The organism is Streptomyces sp. NPDC001617 (assembly GCF_053596855.1).
This window is the reverse complement of record NZ_JBSFHA010000006.1, coordinates 197,368-218,934: the sequence shown is the minus strand read 5'-3', so window position 1 is coordinate 218,934 and position 21,567 is coordinate 197,368. Positions and strand designations below refer to the sequence as shown.

Annotated in this window: 23 protein-coding genes; 13 read left to right on the top strand and 10 right to left on the bottom strand. The window is 71.3% G+C overall.

Features of this window, described 5'->3' with window-relative positions; all coding sequences use genetic code 11:
* The first annotated feature begins 71 nt into the window (after positions 1 to 71).
* On the top strand, positions 72 to 1,067 hold the full coding sequence (locus ACWC09_RS07605; RefSeq protein WP_450849507.1) for a TerC family protein: 996 nt from the start codon (positions 72 to 74) through the stop codon (positions 1,065 to 1,067).
* 7 nt (positions 1,068 to 1,074) lie between these two features.
* On the opposite strand, the gene ACWC09_RS07600 is transcribed toward ACWC09_RS07605, so the two are convergent.
* Positions 1,075 to 2,064, bottom strand: a complete 990-nt coding sequence (locus ACWC09_RS07600) for an FkbM family methyltransferase (RefSeq protein WP_450849506.1) — start codon at positions 2,062 to 2,064, stop codon at positions 1,075 to 1,077.
* A gap of 158 nt (positions 2,065 to 2,222) precedes the next feature.
* On the opposite strand from ACWC09_RS07600, the gene ACWC09_RS07595 reads away from it, so the two are divergent.
* On the top strand, positions 2,223 to 3,104 hold the full coding sequence (locus ACWC09_RS07595; protein WP_450849504.1) for an LLM class F420-dependent oxidoreductase: 882 nt from the start codon (positions 2,223 to 2,225) through the stop codon (positions 3,102 to 3,104).
* 2 nt (positions 3,105 to 3,106) lie between these two features.
* Here ACWC09_RS07595 and ACWC09_RS07590 read toward each other — a convergent pair whose 3' ends face one another.
* Positions 3,107 to 3,298, bottom strand: a complete 192-nt coding sequence (locus ACWC09_RS07590; RefSeq protein ID WP_450849502.1) for a hypothetical protein — start codon at positions 3,296 to 3,298, stop codon at positions 3,107 to 3,109.
* 119 nt (positions 3,299 to 3,417) lie between these two features.
* Here ACWC09_RS07590 and ACWC09_RS07585 point away from each other — a divergent pair, with 119 nt between their 5' ends.
* Entirely contained in the window at positions 3,418 to 4,323 is a 906-nt protein-coding gene (locus tag ACWC09_RS07585; RefSeq protein WP_450849500.1) for a LysR substrate-binding domain-containing protein, read from the top strand.
* Between the two features lie 58 nt (positions 4,324 to 4,381).
* Here ACWC09_RS07585 and ACWC09_RS07580 read toward each other — a convergent pair whose 3' ends face one another.
* On the bottom strand, positions 4,382 to 4,945 hold the full coding sequence (locus ACWC09_RS07580; RefSeq protein ID WP_450849498.1) for an NAD(P)H-dependent oxidoreductase: 564 nt from the start codon (positions 4,943 to 4,945) through the stop codon (positions 4,382 to 4,384).
* Between the two features lie 99 nt (positions 4,946 to 5,044).
* On the opposite strand from ACWC09_RS07580, the gene ACWC09_RS07575 reads away from it, so the two are divergent.
* Positions 5,045 to 5,728 carry a TetR/AcrR family transcriptional regulator gene (locus ACWC09_RS07575; RefSeq protein ID WP_450849496.1) on the top strand — a complete coding sequence of 228 codons (684 nt, stop codon included), beginning with the start codon at positions 5,045 to 5,047 and terminating at the stop codon, positions 5,726 to 5,728.
* Positions 5,729 to 5,940: 212 nt separating this feature from the next.
* On the opposite strand, the gene ACWC09_RS07570 is transcribed toward ACWC09_RS07575, so the two are convergent.
* Together ACWC09_RS07570 and ACWC09_RS07565 are read right to left on the bottom strand one after the other, a co-directional pair.
* The gene (locus ACWC09_RS07570; protein ID WP_450849494.1) at positions 5,941 to 7,074 is read right to left on the bottom strand and encodes an FAD-dependent oxidoreductase; all 1,134 of its coding nucleotides are present in this window, start codon (positions 7,072 to 7,074) and stop codon (positions 5,941 to 5,943) included.
* A gap of 16 nt (positions 7,075 to 7,090) precedes the next feature.
* Positions 7,091 to 7,762 (bottom strand): TetR/AcrR family transcriptional regulator, encoded by a 672-nt coding sequence (locus ACWC09_RS07565; protein ID WP_450849492.1) that lies wholly within the window; start codon positions 7,760 to 7,762, stop codon positions 7,091 to 7,093.
* 95 nt (positions 7,763 to 7,857) lie between these two features.
* Between ACWC09_RS07565 and ACWC09_RS07560 the strand changes: the two genes are divergently transcribed.
* The 3 genes from ACWC09_RS07560 to ACWC09_RS07550 are packed head-to-tail and all read left to right on the top strand — an operon-like array spanning position 7,858 to position 11,570.
* The gene (locus tag ACWC09_RS07560; RefSeq protein ID WP_450849490.1) at positions 7,858 to 8,907 is read left to right on the top strand and encodes a LacI family DNA-binding transcriptional regulator; all 1,050 of its coding nucleotides are present in this window, start codon (positions 7,858 to 7,860) and stop codon (positions 8,905 to 8,907) included.
* Between the two features lie 17 nt (positions 8,908 to 8,924).
* On the top strand, positions 8,925 to 10,103 hold the full coding sequence (locus ACWC09_RS07555) for a 4-hydroxybenzoate 3-monooxygenase (RefSeq protein ID WP_450849488.1): 1,179 nt from the start codon (positions 8,925 to 8,927) through the stop codon (positions 10,101 to 10,103).
* 30 nt (positions 10,104 to 10,133) lie between these two features.
* A complete protein-coding gene (locus ACWC09_RS07550; protein ID WP_450849486.1) occupies positions 10,134 to 11,570 on the top strand; it encodes an aldehyde dehydrogenase family protein in 1,437 nt (478 codons plus the stop codon).
* 50 nt (positions 11,571 to 11,620) lie between these two features.
* On the opposite strand, the gene trxA is transcribed toward ACWC09_RS07550, so the two are convergent.
* A complete protein-coding gene (gene trxA / locus ACWC09_RS07545) occupies positions 11,621 to 12,007 on the bottom strand; it encodes a thioredoxin (protein WP_450849484.1) in 387 nt (128 codons plus the stop codon).
* Between the two features lie 122 nt (positions 12,008 to 12,129).
* Between trxA and ACWC09_RS07540 the strand changes: the two genes are divergently transcribed.
* Positions 12,130 to 13,563 (top strand): dihydrolipoyl dehydrogenase family protein, encoded by a 1,434-nt coding sequence (locus ACWC09_RS07540; RefSeq protein ID WP_450849482.1) that lies wholly within the window; start codon positions 12,130 to 12,132, stop codon positions 13,561 to 13,563.
* 42 nt (positions 13,564 to 13,605) lie between these two features.
* Here ACWC09_RS07540 and ACWC09_RS07535 read toward each other — a convergent pair whose 3' ends face one another.
* Positions 13,606 to 14,250, bottom strand: a complete 645-nt coding sequence (locus ACWC09_RS07535; RefSeq protein WP_450849480.1) for a peptide deformylase — start codon at positions 14,248 to 14,250, stop codon at positions 13,606 to 13,608.
* A 143-nt stretch (positions 14,251 to 14,393) separates the two neighbouring features.
* Between ACWC09_RS07535 and ACWC09_RS07530 the strand changes: the two genes are divergently transcribed.
* Together ACWC09_RS07530 and ACWC09_RS07525 are read left to right on the top strand one after the other, a co-directional pair.
* Positions 14,394 to 15,806 (top strand): PepSY-associated TM helix domain-containing protein, encoded by a 1,413-nt coding sequence (locus tag ACWC09_RS07530; RefSeq protein ID WP_450849478.1) that lies wholly within the window; start codon positions 14,394 to 14,396, stop codon positions 15,804 to 15,806.
* A gap of 37 nt (positions 15,807 to 15,843) precedes the next feature.
* Positions 15,844 to 16,239: a BlaI/MecI/CopY family transcriptional regulator gene (locus ACWC09_RS07525; RefSeq protein WP_450849476.1), complete on the top strand. Its 396-nt coding sequence runs from the start codon at positions 15,844 to 15,846 to the stop codon at positions 16,237 to 16,239.
* A 94-nt stretch (positions 16,240 to 16,333) separates the two neighbouring features.
* Here ACWC09_RS07525 and ACWC09_RS07520 read toward each other — a convergent pair whose 3' ends face one another.
* From ACWC09_RS07520 to ACWC09_RS07510, 3 genes are all read right to left on the bottom strand, one after another.
* Positions 16,334 to 16,681 carry a tetratricopeptide repeat protein gene (locus ACWC09_RS07520; RefSeq protein ID WP_450849474.1) on the bottom strand — a complete coding sequence of 116 codons (348 nt, stop codon included), beginning with the start codon at positions 16,679 to 16,681 and terminating at the stop codon, positions 16,334 to 16,336.
* Positions 16,682 to 16,751: 70 nt separating this feature from the next.
* A complete protein-coding gene (locus tag ACWC09_RS07515; RefSeq protein ID WP_450849473.1) occupies positions 16,752 to 17,195 on the bottom strand; it encodes a MarR family winged helix-turn-helix transcriptional regulator in 444 nt (147 codons plus the stop codon).
* Positions 17,192 to 17,683 (bottom strand): MarR family winged helix-turn-helix transcriptional regulator, encoded by a 492-nt coding sequence (locus tag ACWC09_RS07510; protein ID WP_450849471.1) that lies wholly within the window; start codon positions 17,681 to 17,683, stop codon positions 17,192 to 17,194. The genes ACWC09_RS07515 and ACWC09_RS07510 overlap by 4 nt, the downstream gene beginning before the upstream one ends.
* Before the next feature lie 112 nt (positions 17,684 to 17,795).
* On the opposite strand from ACWC09_RS07510, the gene ACWC09_RS07505 reads away from it, so the two are divergent.
* The 3 genes from ACWC09_RS07505 (at position 17,796) to ACWC09_RS07495 (ending at position 21,531) form a co-directional block, all read left to right on the top strand.
* A complete protein-coding gene (locus tag ACWC09_RS07505) occupies positions 17,796 to 18,761 on the top strand; it encodes a pirin family protein (RefSeq protein ID WP_450849469.1) in 966 nt (321 codons plus the stop codon).
* A gap of 331 nt (positions 18,762 to 19,092) precedes the next feature.
* Positions 19,093 to 19,914, top strand: coding sequence for a helix-turn-helix domain-containing protein (locus tag ACWC09_RS07500; RefSeq protein WP_450849467.1), 822 nt, complete (start codon positions 19,093 to 19,095; stop codon positions 19,912 to 19,914).
* 150 nt (positions 19,915 to 20,064) lie between these two features.
* Positions 20,065 to 21,531, top strand: coding sequence for an MFS transporter (locus tag ACWC09_RS07495; RefSeq protein ID WP_450849465.1), 1,467 nt, complete (start codon positions 20,065 to 20,067; stop codon positions 21,529 to 21,531).
* Positions 21,532 to 21,567: the final 36 nt, after the last annotated feature.

The window sequence follows — 21,567 nt, the reverse complement described above, 5'->3', positions numbered from 1 at the left end:
TGAGAGGTGGAAGGGGTCACCGACGCCGACAACGCTGTCGAGACCCCCCACCGGCATCAGGAGCACCGTCCGTGAACATATCCCTCTCCGTCTGGCTGCTGACCGTCGCGGCCCTCTGCGCGCTCGTCGCTGTCGACTTCTTCGTCGGCCGCAAGCCCCATGACGTGTCCATCAAGGAAGCAGGGATCTGGACGATCGTCTGGGTGGTGCTGGCCTGTCTCTTCGGCATCGGGCTGCTCGTCTTCGGCGGCTCCGGGCCCACCGGGGAGTTCTTCGCCGGGTACATCACCGAGAAGTCGCTGAGCGTCGACAACCTCTTCGTCTTCGTGCTGATCATGGGCAAGTTCGCGGTGCCCTCGCAGTACCAGCAGCGGGTGCTGATGGTCGGCGTGCTGGTGGCGCTCGTGCTGCGCGCCGGCTTCATCGCGGCCGGCGCGGCGATCATCTCCGCCTTCTCCTGGGTGTTCTACCTCTTCGGCGCCTTCCTGATCTGGACCGCCTGGAAGCTCGTCCAGGACGCGCGCAAGGAGGAGCACGAGGAGGAGTACCAGGAGAACAAGCTGCTCAAGATGGTGGAGAAGCGTTTCGGTGTGGCCGACCGCTACCACGGGACCAAGCTGTGGATCGAGGAGAACGGCAAGCGGGTCCTGACCCCGATGCTGGTCGTGATGCTGGCGATCGGCTCCACCGACGTGCTGTTCGCCCTGGACTCCATTCCCGCCATCTACGGGCTGACCCAGGACCCGTACATCGTGTTCACCGCGAACGCCTTCGCCCTGATGGGTCTGAGGCAGCTGTACTTCCTCATCGGCGGCCTGCTCAAGCGGCTGGTCCACCTGAGCTACGGCCTGTCGATCATCCTGGGCTTCATCGGCGTCAAGCTGGTGCTGCACGCGTTGCACGAGTCCGGAGTCCATGTCCCGGAGATCAGCATCCCGTTCTCGCTGGGCTTCATCGTGCTGGTCCTGACGGTCACCACGATCACCAGCCTGCGCGCCTCGAAGAAGCGGGAGGATCGGGAGCCGCAGGGCGAGGGGGACGTGGCCCAGGCGGAGCGCACCGCCTGACGGGCGTTCAGCCCGACTCGGGTGCGGCCTTGGCGCGCATCATCACGCAGTCGAACTCGACGACACGGCCCGTGGCCGCCTCGCGCGTCACCGGGTACAGCCCGGTCGTCTCGAACCCGCTGTCCTCGTACGCGGCCACCGCCTCGCTCATCCGCGGGCTGCCCTCGTACAGCCGCAGCACGGCCACCTCCGACTGCAGGCCCACGAAGTCCCCGGTCCGCTCCCCGGCACCGGCGAACACCTCCAGGTCGTAGCCCTGGGTGTCCATCTTCAGGAACGGGCGCGGCTCGTCGATGCCGTCGAGGGCCTCGTCCATCACCTGGTCCAGACGGCGGATGCGGATCTCCTCGGTGCGGGTCCTGGTGAACCGCTGGTAGCGGCCGCGGCCGTAGTCGCTGGGCGGGAGCAGCGAGTTCATGGTGTTCCAGCCGGTGTGGATGGCGCTCACCGTGTCCTCACGGCCGAGGCCGAGGTGGTGCACGTGCCATTCCGGGTCGTCGGCGGCTGCCGTGCACAGCCGCTCGAAGGCGTCCGCGGTCGGCTCGAAGGAGACGATCCGGCCGGTGTAGCCGAGGCGCCGCAGCCGCCCGGCGTACTGACCGGCGTTGGCGCCGACGTCGAAGACGCAGTTGACGCGGTAGAGGTCCAGCATCGCGGCGACGTGCTGGGTGCACAGGTACTCGGCGGCCGCCAGCTGCAGCCTGCGCTCGTCCTTCCCGGCCCGCTCGTCGAAGAGCAGCCGTGCGCCGCTGTCGCCGAGCCGCACGCTCTTCCACCGGCCGAGGCCCTTGCCCCGCGCCACCACCCAGGTGTCCTTGCCGGCACCGGTGACCGCGTACCGGCCGTCGTCCCTGGTGAGCAGGTCCGCGCCCGGTCCCAGCGGGGTCCGCACACGTCGGCCGCGCCGGGAGACCACCGCGGTCCCCGGTCCCAGGTCGGTCACCTGAATGCCCAACTTGGGCATCAGTTCGAGCAGTTGTCGGTAGAAGGTCTGCATCGGTTCACCCTCGCAGAGGGGGACGGCGGCGGGTCCGGCTTTGAATGATTTTGGTGTCCGCTGTGAGATCCGTATGGGGTGCCGGCCCTTGACTTCGAGAGCGCTCGAAGATCTAGCGTCAGCGGAGAAGGCGCGGGCGCGGCGAAACGGAGAGCGACATGCGAGTGGGCGTACACATCAACCGGTTCGACCACAGTGGGGGCGGGGCCGCGCTCGGTGCCGAACTCGCCGCCGCCGGTGCCGCGGCGGAGGCGGCCGGGGTCAGCTGGCTCTCGGTGATGGACCACTACTTCCAGATGGAGTTCAACGGCGGCGCCGAGGACCCCATGCTGGAGGCCTACAGCACCCTCTCCTACCTCGCCGCCCACACCTCCACGGTCCGTCTCGGCGCGCTGGTGACCGGAGTGACGTACCGCCATCCCGGTCTGCTCGCCAAGATCGCCACCACGCTCGACGTGCTGTCCGGCGGCCGGGCCACCCTCGGCATCGGGGCGGCCTGGTACGACCGCGAGCACGAGGGACTCGGTGTGCCGTTCCCGCCGCTTGCCGAGCGTTTCGAACGGCTGGAGGAGACCCTGCGGATCTGTCTGCAGATGTGGGACCCGAACGTCAACGGCCCCTTCGAGGGCACGTATTACCGGCTCGCCGAGACCCTGTGCGTCCCAGCGCCGGTCAGCAGCCCGCACCCCGAGATCATGATCGGCGGGGGAGGGGAGAAGAAGACCCTGCGTCTGGTCGCCCGTTACGGCGACGCGTGCAACCTCTTCGCGACCTCGCCGGAGGAGGTCCGCCACAAGCTCGACGTGCTGCGCGGCCACTGCGAGACCGAGGGGCGCGACTACGACGCGATCCGCAAGACCGTCGCCTACAGCGGCGAGGCGCTGAACGAGGGCGACGCCGACGCCGTCCTCAAGGACATCACGGGCTACACGGGCCTCGGCATCGACACCCTGATCCTCTCGCCGCGGCTCGGCGAGACGGCGGGGTGGATGGAGCGGTTCGTCGGGCCGCTCGTGCCGCGCCTCGCCGAGCTGGACTGAGGTCAGACGGGACGGCCGCGGGAGACGATGCGCGCGCCGCAGCCGTCGACCGTCCTGACCTGGAGCGAACCGCAGGCACAGCGGGTCCACAGCGTGCTTCCCGCGGCCGTGGTGTGCCGGGACACCACCTGGAAGGGCTCGGCGCCGTCGGGCCAGCCGCAGTGCGGGCAGGTGGTGCCGGTGGTGCTGGTCATGGCGACAGACTCCTCGTACGTCGTGGCTGGTTGACCGTCGCGACACGGTCAAGGGTGCGGCAGAGGATTCGTGCACGTCCAGGTTGACTTTCCGGACCTCACCTTGAAGCGTGGGCTTCATGATTGACCTGCGCCGGCTCCACGTCCTGCGGGCGGTCGCCCACTACGGCACGGTCACCGCGGCCGCCCGAGCGCTGCACTTCACACCGTCCGCCGCCTCCCAGCAGATCCGCCAGCTCGCCCGCGACCTGGGCGTCGACCTGCTCGAACCACAAGGGCGCGGGGTGCGGCTCACCCCGGCCGCCGAGAGCCTGCTCGCCCACGCCGACGCCATCCAGGCCCGCTGGGAGCGGGCCGAGCTCGACCTGCGGGCCGATCACCGCGAGCCGGCCGGGCCGCTGCGCGTGAGCGGCTTGGCGGTGGCCGCGGCGGTGCTCCTCGCGCCGATGGCGGCCCGTCTGCAGGAGCGACATCCTCGGTTGTCGGTCCGCATCCAGGAGTTGGGTGTCCCGGAGAGCTTCGACCTGCTCTTCGAAGGGGAGATCGACCTGGCGATCGTCGAGGCCACCCCGCACAATCCGCCGCTCGGCGACGCCCGCTTCGACCAACAGCCGCTCCTGGACGACCCGTTCGACCTCGTCGTACCGGAAGAGCATCCCCTGGCCGGTCGCGAGCGCGTCGATCTCGCGGACGCGGCGCACGAGAGCTGGATCGCCCCGGTGCCGGAGAGCGCCTGCCGCACTCATGTGATGTCGGCGTGCGGCAAGGCGGGCTTCAGTCCCGACGTGAACCATCACGCCGTGGACTGGAACGTCACCGCGCACCTCGTCGCCAACCGGCTGGGCGTCGCGCTGATCCCCCGCCTGGCCCACCTCACCCCGCATCTGCCGATCGTCCGGGTGCGCTGCACGGGCAACCCGCACCGCAAACTGCTCACCTGCACCCGCACGGGCGGCCGCGAACGGCCGGCGATCGCGGCCGCGCTGGGGGAGCTGCGCGAGCTGGCCGCGACGGCGGTGGCCTGAGACGCGAAGAGGGCCGGAGCCAACGGGCTCCGGCCCTCCAGGGTCATGTCCGCGCCGGTCAGGCGGCAGCGACCTCGCCGGCGTGACCGTGCAGGCCGGCGATCACCTCGGTGAGCTGGGCGGCGACCTCGGCGTCGTCGGCCGGGTGGGTCTCCGCGAAGCGGACCACGGAGCCGGGGATGGAGAGCTTGACGTCCTCGAGGACCTTGGCGCCGGCGATGCCCAGGGCCTTGCGGGTCTCGTCCTGCGCCCACACGCCGCCGAACTGGCCGAACGCGGTGCCGACCACGGCGGCCGGCTTGCCGCCGAAGGCGCCGGCGCCGTACGGGCGCGACAGCCAGTCGATGGCGTTCTTCAGGACGGCGGGGATGGTGCCGTTGTACTCGGGGGCGAAGAGCAGGAAGCCGTCGGCGGCCTGGGCGGCCTCACGCAGCTTGGCGGCGGCGGCCGGGACGTTGCCCTCGACGTCGATGTCCTCGTTGTAGAACGGGATCTCGGCGAGGCCCTCGAAGATCTCGACGTCCGCACCCTCGGGCGCGAACTTGACGGCCGCCTCGGCGAGCTGGCGGTTGTGCGAACCGGCGCGAAGGCTGCCGACGAGCGCGAGGATACGAACAGACATGCGAACTCCAAAGTGCTGAAACACTGCTGTCACCATGCGGACCGGGGTCCGTTTAATGTTGTAGCACTCTAACCGGACCGCGGTCCAGTTTTGTTCCCGATGCTTTACGCTGTCTTCATGTCCGCCTCTCTCCCGCCCTTCCCGAGGCCTCAGGAGCCCTTCGGGGAGGCCGAGTTGCTGCAGCTCGGCTCCGTCGAGGACGAGCCGTGCCTGCGCGCCGACGCCGCGCGCAACCGGGCCCGGCTGCTGGACGCGGCCGCCCGGCTGATAGCCGAGCACGGGGTGGCCGGGGTCACGATGGAGGCGGTGGCCGCGTCGGCCCAGGTGGGCAAGGGGACCGTCTTCCGGCGCTTCGGGGACCGGACCGGGCTGTTGATGGCGCTGCTCGACCACTCGGCGAAGAAGCTGCAGGCCGACTTCCTCGGCGGACCTCCGCCGCTGGGTCCCGGGGCACCGCCGCTCGATCGGCTGCGGGCGTTCGGTGTGGCGGCGCTGTACCGCTCGGTGGAACATCTGGATCTGCAGCTCGCCGCCCAGCCGGAGCCGACCCGTCGGTTCTCCCACCCGTCGACGCGGGCGCTGCGCACGCACATCCTGGTGCTGCTGCGTCAGATCGTGCCGGACGCCGACTGCGACCTGCTCACCCAGACGCTGCTGGCCTCTCTCGACCCCGCGCTCATCCACCATCTGACCCGGCAGTGCGGAATGCCCATGGAGCGCCTGGAGGCCGGCTGGGTCGACCTGGTCGCCCGCGTGACGGGCACGGAGCCGCCGCGCGGCTGAGCCCGTCGGGTCGACTCAGCGGCCCAGCGGCCCAGCGGCCCGCGTCACGGGCACCGAGCCTCTGCGCGGCTGAGCCCGTCGGCAGGCGTGGCCCGGCCCTGCGCGGCTCGGCACCGGCGCCGAGCTGCCCCGCCCCGAGCCCGCCCGTTCCGCGCGAGGCTCGCCGCCAGAGCCGCCAGAGCCGCCAGAGCCGCCAGAGCCGCCCCGCCGGCTCAGCCGTGCCCGGCGAACATGTCCAGCAGTCCCTGCGGTGCGTCGGCGCGGAACAGCAGCTCACCCTGCTGGGCGGACTCGGCGGCGGAGAGCTCGCTGCGGGGGAACAGCTTCTCCTCGTAGGCGGCCAGCGCCGCCTCGGTGTCATCCGGGTGCGCGACCAGCGCCAGAGCGAGCTCGGCCCCGTCCAGCAGGGCGAGATTCGCGCCCTCGCCCGCGAACGGCGACATCAGATGGGCGGCGTCCCCCAGGAGCGTCACGCCCGGGACGCGTGCCCAGCGATGACCCACCGGCAGGGCGTGGATGCGCCGTGGCACCAGCGCCCCGTCGGCGTCACCGACCAGCGCCCGCAGGCTCTTGTCCCAGTCCGCGAAGTGTTCCAGGACATGCGCCTTGGCCGCCTCGGTGTCGGTGAAGTCGATGCCGTCGAGCCACTCCTCGGCGGCCTCCACGGCGGCGTAGACGTGCAGGCTGCCGTCGGTCTCCCGGTGCGCGAGGAGTCCCCGGCTCGCCCCGAGTGCGAACAGCATGCCGCCGCCGACCACCTCGGCGCTCACCGGATGACGCACCTCGGCGTCCCGGAGATCCGCCTCGACGAACGAGACGCCGGTGTAGGCCGGTCGGGCGTCCGACACGAGCGGGCGCACCTTCGACCAGGCCCCGTCTGCGCCCACCAGCAGATCCGTGGTGAAGACGGTGCCGTCGGCCAGGGCCACCTCGTGCCGCCCGCCGCCGACCCCCCGCGCTCCGGTGACCCTGGTGCCCCACCGGACGGTGCCCTCGGGCAGGGAGCCGAGCAGCAGGTCGCGCAGGTCGCCGCGGTCGATCTCGGGGCGACCGCCAGCGCCGTCGTCGGGCCGGTCCAGGTGGACCACCGCGTCCCTGTCGAGGACCCGCGTGGCCTGCCCGCCCTGGTGGACGTGGGCCAGAAACGGCTCGTACAGCCCCGCGGCGCGCAGCGCCACCTGGCCGGTGTCGTGGTGGATGTCGAGCATCCCGCCCTGGGTGCGGGCGGCGGGCGAGGTGTCGAGGTCGTAGAGGGCCGCCTCGATCCCGTGCACGTGCAGCACGCGCGCGAGGGTGAGGCCGCCGAGACCGGCGCCGACGACGGCTGTCGGGTGGTGCGTGGTCATCGCGTACTCCTTGAGGTCATTGCGGTACGGCGGTCAGCTCGATGCCGGTGATCAGCGTCCGCAGTGCCCAGGACAGACGGTCCTCGGGCGACCCCGACAGCAGTGCGTCACCGAGGGCGGCGATCCGCGGATGGGTGCGGGGCGAGGTGTCGCGCAGGGCGCGGCGCAGGGCGTCCCAGTCGGCCTCGGGCGCCCCCTCCGCGTGCTCCGCGGCCGAGGCGGTGCAGTGCTGGAGCAGCAGGTCCACGCCCCACGCGGCCTGCGCGGGCGGGACACCGCCCTCGTCCAGCAGAGCCAGCAGCGACTCGATCAGGTTCAGGTAGTGCGGGCCGCTCGGCCAGGCGGTCAGCGCGGAGCGGGCGAGGGTCGGGTGCTCGAAGAGCATCACGGTGTACGAGGTCAGCACCCGCTCCAGCCGCTCGCGCCACGGGCCCTCGGCCGGTGCCGCCTCGACGGTCCCCAGCAGCTCGTCCAGGACGGCCGCGTGCAGCTCCGCGGTGTTGCGGACGTAGACGTACAGCGAGGCCGGGCCGGTGTCGAGCTCCTGCGCCAGGCGCCGCATGGTCACCTTCTGCAGGCCCTCCGAGCGCAGGATCGCGAGGGCCGAGGTCACGATGCCCTCCCTGCTCAGAGCGGGTTTGGCCGGACGTTCACGGCGGCTGCGCGGGGTGTCGGGGCGGTCTGTCATGCCGCCACGGTAGCGAACATGTTCGCTGCGAACAAGTTCGTGCCGAACATGTTCGTCAAACCCCGGATGTGGCCTCGGCCACAGCTTCTGCAAAGATGCCGTACGTCATGGTGCAGATACCGAAAACACCCGTGCCCTCGTCTCCGGCACCGCGCCCGGTGCCCACGAGCGCCGATGTGGCCCGTCTGGCCGGAGTCTCGCGCGCGACCGTCTCCTACGTCCTCAACAACACCAGCGCCGTACGGATCAGCGAGCCCACGCGCCGCCGGGTCCACGAGGCCGCCAAGGAACTCGGGTACGTGCCGCACGCCGCCGCCCGCAGCCTGCGCGCCGGACACAGCCGCATGGTCCTGATGCCCGCGCCGACCTTCCCGGTGGGCCCGCTCTACAGCCGGTTCATCAGCGAACTCCAGTGGGAGCTCGGCCGCCTCGACTACACCGTCGTCCAGTACGGCAGCGTCGGCGTGCACGGCGACGAGGCCGCCCGCGCCTGGGCCGAACTGCGCCCGGTCGCCGTCCTGGTGCCCGGCGCCGGAGCCCTCGGCCCCCAGGGCGTGACGGTGCTCAAGCGCTCCGGCGCCCGGGCCGTGGTCACCCTCGGCCCCGATTCCGTCGACGGCGCCCACGCCCTGCTCATGGACCACCAGGCCGTCGGCCACTGCGCCGGCAGCCACCTCCACGACCGCGGTCGGCGCCGTATCGGCGTGGTGGTCCCCGAGGAGGACGGCCTGGAGTCCTTCTCCCTGTCCCGCCTGGAAGGCGTGCGCAGCGCCGTGGACGGCACCGGCGCAACCGTCACCGAGCTCCCCCTCGCCTACGAGGAGGAGTCCGCGGCCCGCCTGGCCGCCCGTTGGCGTGACCTCGACCTGGACTCCGTGTTCGCGTACAACGACGAGTACGCGATGTTGTTGATGCGCGCCCTGCAGGACGAAGGCGTGCGCATCCCGGAGGACACGGCCGTCATCGGCGCCGACGACCTCATGCTCGGCCGGCTGCTGAGGCCCCGGCTGAGCACGGTCCACATCAGGCTGCCGTCCGGCCGTGACCTCGCCGAACTGGTCGACCGCGCGGTCCGCAACCCCGGCGCCGCGCCCGAGACGCACAAGGTGCTCGGAGCCACGATGGTCCACCGCGACTCCAGCTGAACCCCCGGGAGGCGGGCATGCGCACCAAGGTCGGCATCATCGGCGGCGGCCCCGCCGGACTGCTTCTGGCCCGGCTGCTGCACCGCGCCGGCATCGACTGCGTCGTCCTGGAGGCGCGGACACGGGAGTACGTCGAGCAGCGCCAGCGCGCCGGAATGCTGGAGCAGGGCACGGTCGACGCGCTGCGCGAGGCGGACGCCGCCGAGCGGCTGAACGCCGAGGGGCTCGTCCACCAGGGCATCGAGCTGCGCTTCGACCGCGAACGCCACCACATCGACTTCCCGACCCTCACCGGCGGCCGCACCGTCACCATCTACGCCCAGACCGAGATCGTGAAGGACCTCGTCGCGCTCCAACTGGCCGGCGGACCACCGCTGTTGTTCGAGGCGGAGGCGCTCGCGATCGAGAAGGCGGAGAGCGAGTCCCCCGTCGTACGGTTCCTGCACGAGGGCCATGAACAGACCCTCGACTGCGACTGGGTGGTCGGCTGCGACGGCTTCCACGGCATCTCCCGCGACACGCTCCCGGCCGCCGTCAGCCGCCCGCACGCGCACGACTACCCGTACTCCTGGCTCGGCATCCTCGCCGACGTCGCCCCCTCCTGCGAGGAGCTCATCTACGCGCGCGGGGAGAACGGCTTCGCCCTGCACAGCATGCGCTCGGCGCATGTCTCCCGCCTGTACCTCCAGGTCTCCAACGACACCGACCCCGACGACTGGCCCGACGACCGCATCTGGGACGAACTCGCCGCCCGCTTCGCCATCGACGCCGACTGGACCCTGCACCGCGGCCCCATCACGGCCAAAGCCGTGACGCCGATGCGCAGTTACGTCCACGAGCCGATGCGCCACGGCCGCCTCCTGCTCGCCGGCGACGCCGCCCACATCGTGCCGCCCACCGGCGCCAAGGGCCTCAACCTCGCCGTCTCCGACGTCCGCGTCCTCGCCCGTGCCTTCGCCGAGCTGCACCGCAGCGGATCCGAGCAGCTCCTCGACAGTTATTCGGAGGTGTGCCTCGCGCGTGTGTGGCAGGCCACGCGCTTCTCGTACGACATGACTAAGATGTTGCACGCTCAACCAGATGGGGATGTGTTCGAGAACCGGCTGCAGCTCGCACGGCTGCGTCGCATCACCGCATCCCGCCACGCAGCGGCCGAACTGGCCGCCAACTACTCGGGACTTCCGCTCATGGCCTGAGTCCCGCCGGTGACGAAACGGAGAGCCGTCATGCCGTTGCTCGACCCGAAAACCTGGCAGTCCCACCCCTTGTCGGGGCCGGAGTACGCCGTCACAGAGCCCGCCACCGGGGACACCCTCGCCACCGTCACCCTCGCCTCCGCCGAGGACGTGGCCCCGGCCGCCGAGGCCGCCCGCGCCGCCCAGGCCGAGTGGGCGCGCGTCCCGCACTTCGTGCGCGCGGGCGTCCTGCGCAAGGCCGGCGACCTGTTCGCCGCGCACGCCGACGAGCTGCGCGACTGGATCGTCCGCGAGTCCGGCTCCATCCCCGGCAAGGCCGACTTCGAACTGCACGTCGCCGCCCAGGAGTGCTACGAGGCCGCCGCGATCGCCTCCCGCCCCGCCGGACAGATCCTGCCCAGCGAGGCGCCGAGGCTGTCGTACACCCGGCGCGTCCCGGTCGGTGTGGTCGGCGTGATCTCGCCGTTCAACGCCCCGCTGATTCTCTCCATCCGCTCGGTCGCCCCGGCCCTCGCGCTCGGCAACGCGGTCGTCCTCAAGCCGGATCCGCGCACGGCGGTGTGCGGCGGGCTGTCCCTCGCCGCGGTCTTCGCGGAGGCGGGTCTGCCGGAGGGGCTGCTGCATGTGCTGCCGGGCGGTCCGGACGTCGGTCAGGCCCTGGTCGCCGACCCGCAGGTGCCGGTCATCTCCTTCACCGGCTCCACCGCGGCCGGCCGCGCGGTCGGCGAGGCCGCCGGACGCCATCTCAAGCGCGTCCACCTGGAGCTCGGCGGCAACTCGGCCCTGGTCGTCCTCGAGGACGCCGACATCGACGCGGTGATCTCCACGGCCGCCTGGGGCTCGTTCTTCCACCAGGGCCAGATCTGCATGACGACCGGCCGCCACCTCGTCCACCAGTCCCTGTACGAGGAGTACGTCGAGCGGCTGGCGGCGAAGGCCGACTCGCTCGCCGTGGGCGACCCGCACCGCGAGCAGGTCCACCTCGGCCCGATCATCGACGACGCCCAGCTCACCAAGGTGCGCGGGCTGGTCGACGCCAGCACCTCCCGGGGCGCCAAGCTGGCCGCGGGCGGCACCCACGACCGGCTCTTCTACCGGCCGACGGTCCTCGCGGGCGTCGACGACCAGACCCCGGCCTACGCCGAGGAGGTCTTCGGCCCGGTCGCGCCGGTACGGTCCTTCGCCACCGCCGACGAGGCGGCGGCCCTCGCGGCGGCGGGCGAGTACGGCCTCTCCCTGGGCATCGTCACCCGGGACACGGCCCGCGGTCTCGACCTCGCCGAGCGCATCCCGACCGGCATCGTCCACATCAACGACCAGACGGTGAACGACGAGGCCGTGGCGCCCTTCGGCGGCATCGCCGCGTCCGGCACCGGCGCCCGCTTCGGCGGTGAGGCCAACGTGGAGGCCTTCACCGACGTGCGCTGGACGACGGTGCGCGGAGACGTGGCGCCATACCCCTTCTAGGAGGAGTCACCGGCTTCTGGAGGGAGCCACCGGCCGTAATCCGGAAGACGTCACTGGCCGTTCTGCTCGGCCTGCGACTGCTGCTCGGCGACGGCCTTGCGCACCTCGTCCATGTCCAGCTTGCGCGCCTGTCCGATGACGTCCGTGAGGGCGGACTCGGGCAGCGCGCCCGGCTGTGCGAACACCGCGACCTGGTCGCGGACGATCATCAGCGTCGGGATCGACTGGATACCGAAGGCCGCGGCCAGCTCCGGCTGCGCCTCGGTGTCGATCTTGCCGAACACCAGGTCCGGGTTCTCCTCGGCCGCCTTCTCGTAGACCGGCGCGAACTGACGGCAGGGCCCGCACCAGGACGCCCAGAAGTCGATCAGGACGAAGTCGTTGTCCGTGACCGTCTGGTCGAAGTTCTCCTTGGTGAGCTCCACGGTGCTGCTCATGACCTGAATTCCCTCTTCCTGCTGTCGGGGCGAAGCCGTCGGCACAAACGCGGCCGGCCGGTCGCGTATTCCGCGCCCCTACCCGTGTGGCCTGAGGCCACACCACCCACCAGACTGACCCCATGACGGAAACGGAAACCATCGCGTACGACGTCGTGGTGCTCGGGGCCGGGCCCGTGGGGGAGAACGTCGCCGACCGCACCCGTGCGGCCGGCCTGTCCACCGCGGTCGTGGAGAGCGAACTGGTCGGCGGCGAGTGCTCGTACTGGGCCTGCATCCCCAGCAAAGCCCTGCTGCGCCCGGTCATCGCCCGCGCCGACGCCCGCCGCGTACCCGGCCTGCGCCAGTCGGTGCAGGGCCCGCTGGACGCCGAGGCGGTCCTCGCCCACCGCAACTACTACACCTCCGACTGGCACGACGACGGCGCGGCCCAGTGGCTCGACGGCATCGGCGCCGACCTCCACCGCGGCCACGGCCGCCTGACCGGCCCGCGCACGGTGACCGTCACCGGCTCGGACGGCACCCGGAAGGTGCTCACCGCCCGGCACGCCGTCGCCGTCTGCACCGGCACCGACGCCGTCCTGCCCGATCTGCCGAACCTGGCCGAGATCAAGCCGTGGACCAGCAGAAACGCGACGAGCGCGCAGGAGGTGCCCGGCCGGCTCGTGGTGGTCGGCGGGGGAGTGGTCGCCACCGAGATGGCCACCGCCTGGCAGGCGCTCGGGGCGCAGGTCACCCTCCTGGTCCGCGGCAAGGGCCTGCTCAACCGCATGGAACCCTTCGCCGGAGAACTGGTCGCCGAGGCCCTCACCGAGGCCGGCGCGGACGTCCGTACCGGCACGTCGGTCGAGTCGGTCACCCGCGAGAACGGCACGGTCGTGGTGGTGACCGACGCCGGCGACCGCATCGAGGCCGACGAGATCCTCTTCGCCACCGGACGCAAGCCCCGCACGGCCGACATCGGCCTCGACACGATCGGCCGCGAACCGGGCAGCTGGCTGCCGGTCGACGACAGCCTCCGTGTGACCGGCAGCGACTGGCTCTACGCGGTCGGCGACGTCAACCACCGCGCCCTCCTCACCCACCAGGGCAAGTACCAGGCCCGCATCGCCGGCGCCGCCATCGCCGCCCGTGCCTCCGGCGTACCGATCCTGGAGTCGGACCCGTGGGGCGCCCACGCCGCCACCGCCGACCACCACGCCGTCCCCCAGGTCGTCTTCACCGACCCCGAGGCGGCCGCCGTCGGCCTCTCCCTCGCGGAGGCGGAACATGCCGGACACCGGGTACGGGCCGTGGACGTCGACATGACCTCCGCGTCCGGCGCGGGCCTGTACGCCGACGGCTACAAAGGCCGCGCCCGCATGGTCGTCGACCTCGAAGCGGAGATCCTGCGCGGCGTGACCTTCGTCGGCCCCGGCGTCGGCGAACTCATCCACTCGGCCACGATCGCGGTCGCCGGCCAGGTCCCGATCAGCCGCCTCTGGCACGCGGTCCCGTCGTTCCCGACGATCAGCGAGGTGTGGCTGCGACTGCTGGAGGCCTACCGGGACAACTGACCGGCGCGGCAAGGGACTTCGTCTCCACGGCAGCTCCAGTCTCTACGGCAGCTCGAAGCCGAGCGCCTTCGCGGCCCGGTCCGGTGCCGGCTGCGCCCACCGCTCCGCCATCGCCTGGTTCGAGGAGAGCGAGCGCAGTTCGGCCCGGTCGAGGTAGAGCGTCCCGTCGAGATGGTCCGTCTCGTGCTGGACGATCCGCGCCGGCCAGCCGCTGAACAGTTCGTCCACCGGACGCCCGTGCTCGTCCTCGCCCGTCAGCCGCACCTGGGCGTGCCGTGCCACGACCGCCTGCCAGCCCGGCACGCTCAGGCAGCCCTCGAAGAAGGCGGCCCGCTCGGGGCCGACGGGCTCGTACGACGGGTTGACCAGCACCCGGAACGGCTGCGGTACCCGGCCCCGGACGAGCCGGACCTCCTCCGGCACCGGCGCCGGGTCCTCGATCACCGCGATCCGCAGCGGTACCCCGACCTGCGGGGCCGCGACGCCCACGCCCGGGGCCGCGTGCATGGTCAGACGCAGGGCCTCGACGAAGCGGGCCAGCAGGGCGGGGTCCAGCTGTCCGTCGAAGCGCTCGGTGCCGCGCCGCAGCACCGGGTCACCGGCCGTGACGATGGGCAGCGGGCCGTCGCCGGCGAGGAGTTGCTCGACCTGCTCGGCAAGGGGCGCGTGATCACGGGGAGTTGCCATCGGGCCAGGATGCCATGGCACCCGGTAACTGGCCGATCGGTGTGTGACGTAGACCACTTGACGCTTCGGGAACTCGGGGCCGTTCGCCTCCGACTACTGGACCGCTACAGCCTCATCGTCCCGTCCCCCGGAGAAGCCCGCCGATGTCCACCGCTCCCTCGACCACCACAGACGAGGCCCCCCGATCCGAGCCCGCCCCGTCCCCGTCCCCCGGCCGGTGGGCCCCACTGCGCCCCCTCGTCCTGCGTCTCCACTTCTACGCGGGCGTGTTCGTCGCCCCGTTCCTGCTCGTCGCCGCCGTCACCGGCTTTCTGTACGCCGGAGCGTTCCAGGCCGAGAAACTCGTCTACGCCCATGAGATGACCGTGGCCGAGGTCGGCGACGGCAAGCTGCCGATCTCCCAGCAGGTCGCCGCCGCCCGCAAGGCCCACCCCGAGGGCACCGTGTCCGCCGTACGGCCCTCTCCGGAGGCCGACGCCACAACCAGGGTGCTGCTGTCCGGCGTCAAGGGCGTCGACCCCGACCACTCCCTCGCGGTCTTCGTCGACCCGTACACCGGCAAGGTGCGCGGCGCCCTCGAACAGTACGGCTCGACCGGCGCGCTGCCGCTGCGCACCTGGATCGACGAGTTCCACCGCGACCTGCACCTGGGAGACACCGGGCGCCTCTACAGCGAGCTCGCCGCGAGCTGGCTGTGGGTGATCTCGGGCGGCGGACTGGTGCTGTGGTTCTCCCGCCGCCGCGCCCTGCGCAAGGTCCGCGGCACCAGCGGCCGGCGCCGCACGCTCGCTCTGCACGGCACCGTCGGCGTGTGGGCCGCCGCGGGGTTCTTCTTCCTGTCGGCGACCGGACTGACCTGGTCGACGTACGCCGGCGCCACCATCGACGAACTGCGCACCTCGCTCGGCCAGGCCACCCCGTCCGTCTCCGCGGCGGTCGGCGGCGAGCACGCCGGCCACGGCGCCTCCGCCTCCGCCGGGTCCGGTGAACACGGCGTCGGCCTCGACAAGGTGCTCGCGGCCGCGCGCGCCGAGGGCCTCACCGACCCCGTGGAGATCGTGCCGCCCGCCGACGCGGAATCCGCCTATGTCGTCAAACAGGTCCGGCGCAGCTGGCCCGAGAAGCAGGACTCGGTCGCGGTCGACCCGACCAGTGGCCAGGTCACCGACGTGCTGCGATTCGACGACCACCCGCTGCTGGCCAAGCTGACCCGCTGGGGCATCGACCTGCACACGGGCGTCCTGTTCGGCCTGGTCAACCAACTTGCCCTGATGGCGCTCGCACTCGCCCTGATCCTGCTGATCGTCTGGGGCTACCGCATGTGGTGGCAGCGCGGCCGCGGCTCGTCCTTCGGCCGGCCCATCCCGCGCGGGTCCTGGCAGCAGGTGCCCCCGATGATCCTGGTCCCGTGCGTCGCCGCCATCGTCGTACTCGGCTACTTCGTCCCCCTGCTCGGCATCCCGCTCGCGGGCTTCATCCTCGCGGACGTCGTCGTCGGCGAGATCGCGCACCGGCGCGGACGGCGCACCTACGGAGGTGACCCGGCCGTGAAGTAGCGTGTGGCGACACGCCGACGCCGGAGGGAGACGGGACATGGCGCGGGAACACCGGCGGCCCCGGCGCGGACAGGGTGAGCTGGAGGGCCAGGTCCTCGGTGCGCTGAGGGAGGCGCACGGCCCGGCCACCGCGGCCTGGGTGCAGGAGCGGCTCGGGGACGACCTCGCCTACACCACCGTCGTGACCATCCTGACCCGTCTGCTCGCCAAGGACGCGGTCTCCCGCCGGCGCCAGGGCCGCTCCTTCCTGTGGACGCCGACCGCGGACGTCGCCGGGCTCGCGGCCCTGAAGATGCGGCGCCTGCTCGACGGCGAGGACGACCGTGAGGCCGTCCTCGCGCACTTCGTCACCGCACTCCCGCCCGGCGACGAACAGGTGCTGCGCGCCCTGCTGGACGGAACGCGGGCCAGGGACGGCGACGCGGGGGAGTGACCCACGGCGTACGGCCGGGCCCGGCTCCACACGGGAACCGGGCCCGGCCGTCGTGTCGTACGGTCTCGGTCGGAACCGCTTCGTACGGTCCCGCTCAGACCTGCTCGAAGTCGCCCGCCAGCGCCGAGGCGATCCGCAGATGCGACGCGGCCTCCTCCTGCCGCCCCTGCCGCTCCAGCGTGCGGCCGAGCATCAGCCGGGCGTAGTGCTCCACCGGGTCCCGCTCGACGAGGACGCGCAATTCGGCCTCGGCGCGCCGCAGTTGGGCGGAGTGGTAGTAGGAGCGGGCCAGCAGCAGCCGCGGTCCGGTCTGCTCCGGCACCTCCTCGACCAGCGCGCCCAGCACCCGCGCCGCGGCGGCGTAGTCCTTGGCGTCGAAGAACATCCGCGCGCGCTCCCAGCGCTCCGCCGGTGTCCCGTGGTCGTAGTACGTCGTGTTCACTGCTGACCTCCTTCGGCCTGCTCAACCGAACAAGGTCGTTGCATATTCCAACCCAGTGGCGAAGGGGCTGTCAGGCCGCCATCGCGGCCAGTTCGGCGTTGGCCCGCTCGGTCACCAGGGTGAGCACGCGGCCGGCGGCCGCAAGGTCCTCCTCCGGGATGCCGCCCCAGACCCGCGCGGAGAACTCGGCGCTCTCGGCGCTGACTTCGGCGTAGAACTCCCGGCCGGCGTCGGTGATCCGGAGCCGGGACTCCTCGGCCGCGAGCAGCCCCTTGGCGACCAGCTCCTCGACGACTTCCTGTGCGTCGGCCGCGTCGACCTTGAGCGAGCCGACGACCTGCGCGACGAGCTCCTCGCGCTCGACCGGCGCCTCGGCGACGGCGACGAGCCTGAGGGTGATGTTCTGCGGGAAGGTGGCGCCGTGCCGGGCCAGGACGCTCTCCAGGACGGCGCGGGCCGCATAGTGGGCCAGGCCGAGGACGCGGGCGTTGGCGAGGGGTGCGGTGGTGGTCATGACTGCTCCTTCTCGTTCTCACTGTTCTCGCTGAACGGATCAAGAGGTGCGTCGAGCAACGCCGTCAGATCGCGGACGAACTCCCGCCCGCGCGGGCTGTCCAGACCGCCGAGCGGCTCCATGAACTGCCGCAGCAGTCCCTGTACGACCGTGATCGCGCGCCCGGTGACCTCGCGCCCCTGCTCGGTGAGGGCCAGCTGCACGGCGCGGGGGTCGCGGGGGTCACGGGTGCGTTCGAGCAGGCCGGCCGACTCCAGGCCGCGGGCCAGCTTGGAGACGTACAGCGGCTCCAGACCCACGTGGTCGGCGAGCCGACGCTGGCTGGGCCGCTCACCGCTGCGGTGCATGCCGTACAGCGAGGCGACCAGGGAGTACTGCGCGTGGGTCAGCCCGAGCGGGGCCACGGCCCGGTCGACGGCCACCCGCCACTTCATCGACAGACGCCACACCAGGAACCCGGGTGTCGCCTTCTCGGAACCGTTGCTCATGGTGAATACAGTACATGGATACTATGTACATGGCTACTATTTTTCACGCGTCGGCAGGACAGCCCGAGTGACGGACTGACGGGACCCGCTTCGCGGGGCTAGGTTGGGCGCCATGAGCAATCTTGATCGCGAGCCGGTTCCCGCCGTGTGCGGTGGCCGCGGCTTCGTGGTGGCGGAGCCCGTCCGTGAACTCCTCAGCCCTCGCCGCGTCAAGCTCGGCGAGTCCACCGAGGTCCGCCGACTGCTGCCCAACCTGGGCCGCCGTATGGTCGGCGCCTGGTGCTTCGTCGATCACTACGGCCCCGACGACATCGCCGACGAACCCGGCATGCAGGTCCCACCCCACCCGCACATGGGCCTGCAGACCGTGAGCTGGCTGCACCAGGGCGAGGTGCTGCACCGTGACTCGACCGGCAGCCTCCAGACCATCCGCCCCCGCGAACTGGGCCTCATGACCTCGGGCCGGGCCATCAGCCACTCCGAGGAGAGCCCCCGCCCGCACGCCCGCTTCCTGCACGGCGCCCAGCTGTGGGTCGCCCTCCCGGACAGCCACCGCCACACCGAACCGCACTTCGAACACCACGCCGAGCTGCCGCGCGTCACCGCGCCCGGTCTCAAGGCCAAGCTGATCCTCGGCAGCCTCGACGGCGCGACCTCGCCGGGCACGACATACACGCCGATCGTCGGCGCCGACCTGACCCTCGCCGCGGGCGCGGACGTACGCCTCCCGCTGGAGCCGGACTTCGAGTACGCCGTGCTCGCCATGTCCGGCGAGGCCCACGTCGACGGCGTGCCGGTCCTGCCGGGCTCGATGCTCTACCTCGGCTGCGGCCGCACCGAACTCCCGCTGCGCGCCGCGTCGGACGCCGGGCTGATGCTGCTGGGCGGTGAGCCGTTCGATGAGGAGCTGATCATGTTCTGGAACTGGATCGGGCGGTCCCAGGAAGAGATCGTGCAGGCTCGTGAGGACTGGATGACAGGGTCGCGGTTCGGTGAGGTGAAGGGGTACGACGGGGCACCGCTGCCGGCTCCTGAACTGCCTCCGGTGGCGTTGAAGCCGCGAGGAAGGGTGCGTTGACCTGCCGAGATGCGCCGAAGGGCTTGGCTGGGGCGGGGGTGCGTGGACGTCCGCCGCTTGCTGACCTCTGCTGACCTTTCTGATGGTGCGTCAGTCATTGGCTGCAGCTCGTGGGCGGACTTCGGTCAAGCCCGGTTCTGTGACCTGCCGGCTCGGGGCCCGGCACATCGAGGGACTTGTCCTCCTGACGCGATGCCGTACACGGTGATCGGGTACGGCATCCAGTGGCGGGAAATTGATCGCGCGGTGGTCGCACGGCGGCTGAGTGTCTACCGTGACAACGCCGGGGCGTCGCCACGGCGGCGAGCGGGACGGGGAGTGGAGCACACGCATGGCCGTGTCCGAGCGAGGTACGCCGTCATCGGTGGGCTCACTGCTGCGGGAGTGGCGCGAACGTCGGCGCCTGAGTCAGGTGGACCTCGCCAACCAGGCGGACGTGTCGGCCCGGCACATCAGCTTCCTTGAGACCGGGCGGGCCAATCCCAGCCGGGCCATGATCCTGCGCCTCGCCGAGCAACTCGACATCCCCATGCGTGACCGCAACCCTCTGCTGCTGGCGGCCGGTTACGCCCCCGCCTACGAGCAGAAACCCCTCGCCGACCCGGCCATGGGTCCGGTGCTGGACGCCGTCAGACAGGTGTTGCGCGGCCACGACCCCAACCCCGCGCTGGTCGTCGACGGTGAATGGAACCTCGTCGAGGCCAACCGGGGCTTCGCGCTGTTCACCGAGGGCTGCGCCCCCGAACTGCTCGAACCCCCGATGAACGTGCTGCGACTTGTCCTGCACCCCAAGGGAATGGCCCCTGGCGTCGCCAACCTCGGCGTGTGGCGAGCCAAACTGCTGGGCCGACTGCGTCGGCGTGCCGCCTCGGACCCCCGTCTGCGGCCGCTGTACGAGGAACTCCTGGAGTACCGCTGCGACCAGGAGGAGCCCGACGTCGACTTGCCCGTCGCGGGCGACATCTGCATCCCGTTCCAGCTGCGCCGCGGCGATCATGTGCTGTCCTTCTTCGGCACCCTCGCCACCTTCGGTACGCCGCGTGACATCACCGTGGCCGAGCTGATCATCGAGTCGTTCTTCCCCGCCGACGAGATCACCGCGGACGCGGTCCGCGCCTATGTCTCCGCCCCGGGTGCCGGAAACTTCTCGTAACTCGTTCTCCCTGGTCAGGCATGGTAGTTGGGCCGCTCCTACCTCGGAAGTAATTGAGCTTCCCACTTCTGGACGGGACGGTTGGGTCACCGCACACCCAGGTCGGCAGGACCGGTAGCTCTGGCCTGCCCTGATCAGGAGCTTCCCTCCATGACCACCTGCACCACCTCTGCCGCGTCCCCGGGCGGATCAACACGAGCCGAGTCGACCTCGACAGGACCGCATCCGCTCACCCTGCCCATCGTCCTGGTCGGTGTTTTCCTGAGCGGCCTGGACTTCTTCATCGTCAACGTGGCGATCCCCGCGATCCAGGCGGACCTGCACGCCACCGAGGCACAGATCCAGCTGATCGTCGCGAGCTACGCCCTGGTGTACGGCGTCGGCATGATCACCGGCGGCCGGCTCGGCGACCTCTTCGGCCGTCGCAGGCTGTTAGTGATCGCGTTGATCTCCTTCACTCTGGCTTCCGCGGCCTGCGGCCTCGCCCCCAACACCGGCACCCTGCTGGCCTTCCGCGTGGTGCAGGGCGCCGGGGCCGCCCTGATGGCACCCCAGGTCCTCGCCATCTTCTCCACCGTGTACGAGGGACCCGCCCGCGCCCGGGCCATCAACTGGTACGGCGCGATCTCCGGCTTCGCCGCGGTCTTCGGCCAGCTCATCGGCGGCCTGCTCATCAAGTTCGACCTCTTCGGCATGGGCTGGCGCGCCTGCTTCCTCATCAACCTGCCGATCGGCCTTGTCGCCGCGGCGATGGCCCTCACCTACGTGCCGGAGTCCAAGGCGCCGGGACGCCCGAAGCTGGACCTGGTCGGCATGGTCCTGGTGACGGTGGCGCTGACCGCGGTCTGCCTGCCGCTGATCGAGGGCCGGCAGCAGGGCTGGCCCGCCTGGGCCTGGATCCTGCTGGTGGGTTCGATTCCGCTGTTCGTCACGTTCGCCGTGCAGCAGAACCGGCTGCGCGCGAACGGCCGCTCGCCGTCCGTCGACCTCTCCCTCTTCAAGGAACGCGCCTTCACCGCAGGCCTGTTCGCCCAGCTGACCTTCTTCGCCGGTATGGCTTCGTACTTCCTGGTGCTCGCCCTCTACCTGCAGAAGGGCAGGCTCCTGGAACCACTCGACTCAGGTCTGGTCTTCGGCGCCCTGGGCATCGGCTACATCATCACCTCCATGTCGGCCCGAAAGGTCGCCGCCCGTTTCGGGCCGCAGACCATCGCTGTGGGCTGTGCCATCCGGCTCGTCGGTATGGCCCTGCAGATCTGGGCCGTCGGCTCCATCGGAGTCCACGGCAACATCGGCTGGCTCATCCCAGGTCTGTTCCTCGACGGCGCAGGCATGGGGCTGGCCATCGCGCCGCTCGCCTCGACCGTGCTCGCCCGCGTTCCGGCACACGACGCCGGCTCCGCCTCGGGAGTGCTGACCACCGGACTACAGGTCGGCAACGGCGTCGGCGTGGCCCTCATCGGCCTCGTCTTCTACAACGTGCTCGGCGACGCCCCCGTGTCGGCGGACTTCTCCGACGCGTTCCGTGCCTGCCTCTGCTACATCGTGGCGATCACTGTCCTCCTCGCCCTGATCGTGCAGGCACTGCCCAAGAACCCGGCCGCCGTGCCCAAGTGACGACACCGGCGTCGGCCATCCCCGAGTACTGACGAA

What these genes read in the sequence shown, in the direction of transcription:
- ACWC09_RS07590 (WP_450849502.1), bottom strand. Translation starts at nt 3,298, where the DNA reads ATGACCAGCACCACCGGCACCACCTGCCCGCACTGCGGCTGGCCCGAC.
- trxA (WP_450849484.1), bottom strand. Translation starts at nt 12,007, where the DNA reads ATGAGCAGCACCGTGGAGCTCACCAAGGAGAACTTCGACCAGACGGTC.
- ACWC09_RS07580 (WP_450849498.1), bottom strand. Translation starts at nt 4,945, where the DNA reads ATGTCTGTTCGTATCCTCGCGCTCGTCGGCAGCCTTCGCGCCGGTTCG.
- ACWC09_RS07540 (WP_450849482.1), top strand. Translation starts at nt 12,130, where the DNA reads ATGACGGAAACGGAAACCATCGCGTACGACGTCGTGGTGCTCGGGGCC.
- ACWC09_RS07525 (WP_450849476.1), top strand. Translation starts at nt 15,844, where the DNA reads ATGGCGCGGGAACACCGGCGGCCCCGGCGCGGACAGGGTGAGCTGGAG.
- ACWC09_RS07510 (WP_450849471.1), bottom strand. Translation starts at nt 17,683, where the DNA reads ATGAGCAACGGTTCCGAGAAGGCGACACCCGGGTTCCTGGTGTGGCGT.
- ACWC09_RS07565 (WP_450849492.1), bottom strand. Translation starts at nt 7,762, where the DNA reads ATGACAGACCGCCCCGACACCCCGCGCAGCCGCCGTGAACGTCCGGCC.
- ACWC09_RS07535 (WP_450849480.1), bottom strand. Translation starts at nt 14,250, where the DNA reads ATGGCAACTCCCCGTGATCACGCGCCCCTTGCCGAGCAGGTCGAGCAA.
- ACWC09_RS07495 (WP_450849465.1), top strand. Translation starts at nt 20,065, where the DNA reads ATGACCACCTGCACCACCTCTGCCGCGTCCCCGGGCGGATCAACACGA.
- ACWC09_RS07555 (WP_450849488.1), top strand. Translation starts at nt 8,925, where the DNA reads ATGCGCACCAAGGTCGGCATCATCGGCGGCGGCCCCGCCGGACTGCTT.
- ACWC09_RS07550 (WP_450849486.1), top strand. Translation starts at nt 10,134, where the DNA reads ATGCCGTTGCTCGACCCGAAAACCTGGCAGTCCCACCCCTTGTCGGGG.
- ACWC09_RS07575 (WP_450849496.1), top strand. Translation starts at nt 5,045, where the DNA reads ATGCTTTACGCTGTCTTCATGTCCGCCTCTCTCCCGCCCTTCCCGAGG.
- ACWC09_RS07585 (WP_450849500.1), top strand. Translation starts at nt 3,418, where the DNA reads ATGATTGACCTGCGCCGGCTCCACGTCCTGCGGGCGGTCGCCCACTAC.
- ACWC09_RS07500 (WP_450849467.1), top strand. Translation starts at nt 19,093, where the DNA reads ATGGCCGTGTCCGAGCGAGGTACGCCGTCATCGGTGGGCTCACTGCTG.
- ACWC09_RS07515 (WP_450849473.1), bottom strand. Translation starts at nt 17,195, where the DNA reads ATGACCACCACCGCACCCCTCGCCAACGCCCGCGTCCTCGGCCTGGCC.
- ACWC09_RS07530 (WP_450849478.1), top strand. Translation starts at nt 14,394, where the DNA reads ATGTCCACCGCTCCCTCGACCACCACAGACGAGGCCCCCCGATCCGAG.
- ACWC09_RS07560 (WP_450849490.1), top strand. Translation starts at nt 7,858, where the DNA reads ATGCCGTACGTCATGGTGCAGATACCGAAAACACCCGTGCCCTCGTCT.
- ACWC09_RS07600 (WP_450849506.1), bottom strand. Translation starts at nt 2,064, where the DNA reads ATGCAGACCTTCTACCGACAACTGCTCGAACTGATGCCCAAGTTGGGC.
- ACWC09_RS07570 (WP_450849494.1), bottom strand. Translation starts at nt 7,074, where the DNA reads ATGACCACGCACCACCCGACAGCCGTCGTCGGCGCCGGTCTCGGCGGC.
- ACWC09_RS07595 (WP_450849504.1), top strand. Translation starts at nt 2,223, where the DNA reads ATGCGAGTGGGCGTACACATCAACCGGTTCGACCACAGTGGGGGCGGG.
- ACWC09_RS07505 (WP_450849469.1), top strand. Translation starts at nt 17,796, where the DNA reads ATGAGCAATCTTGATCGCGAGCCGGTTCCCGCCGTGTGCGGTGGCCGC.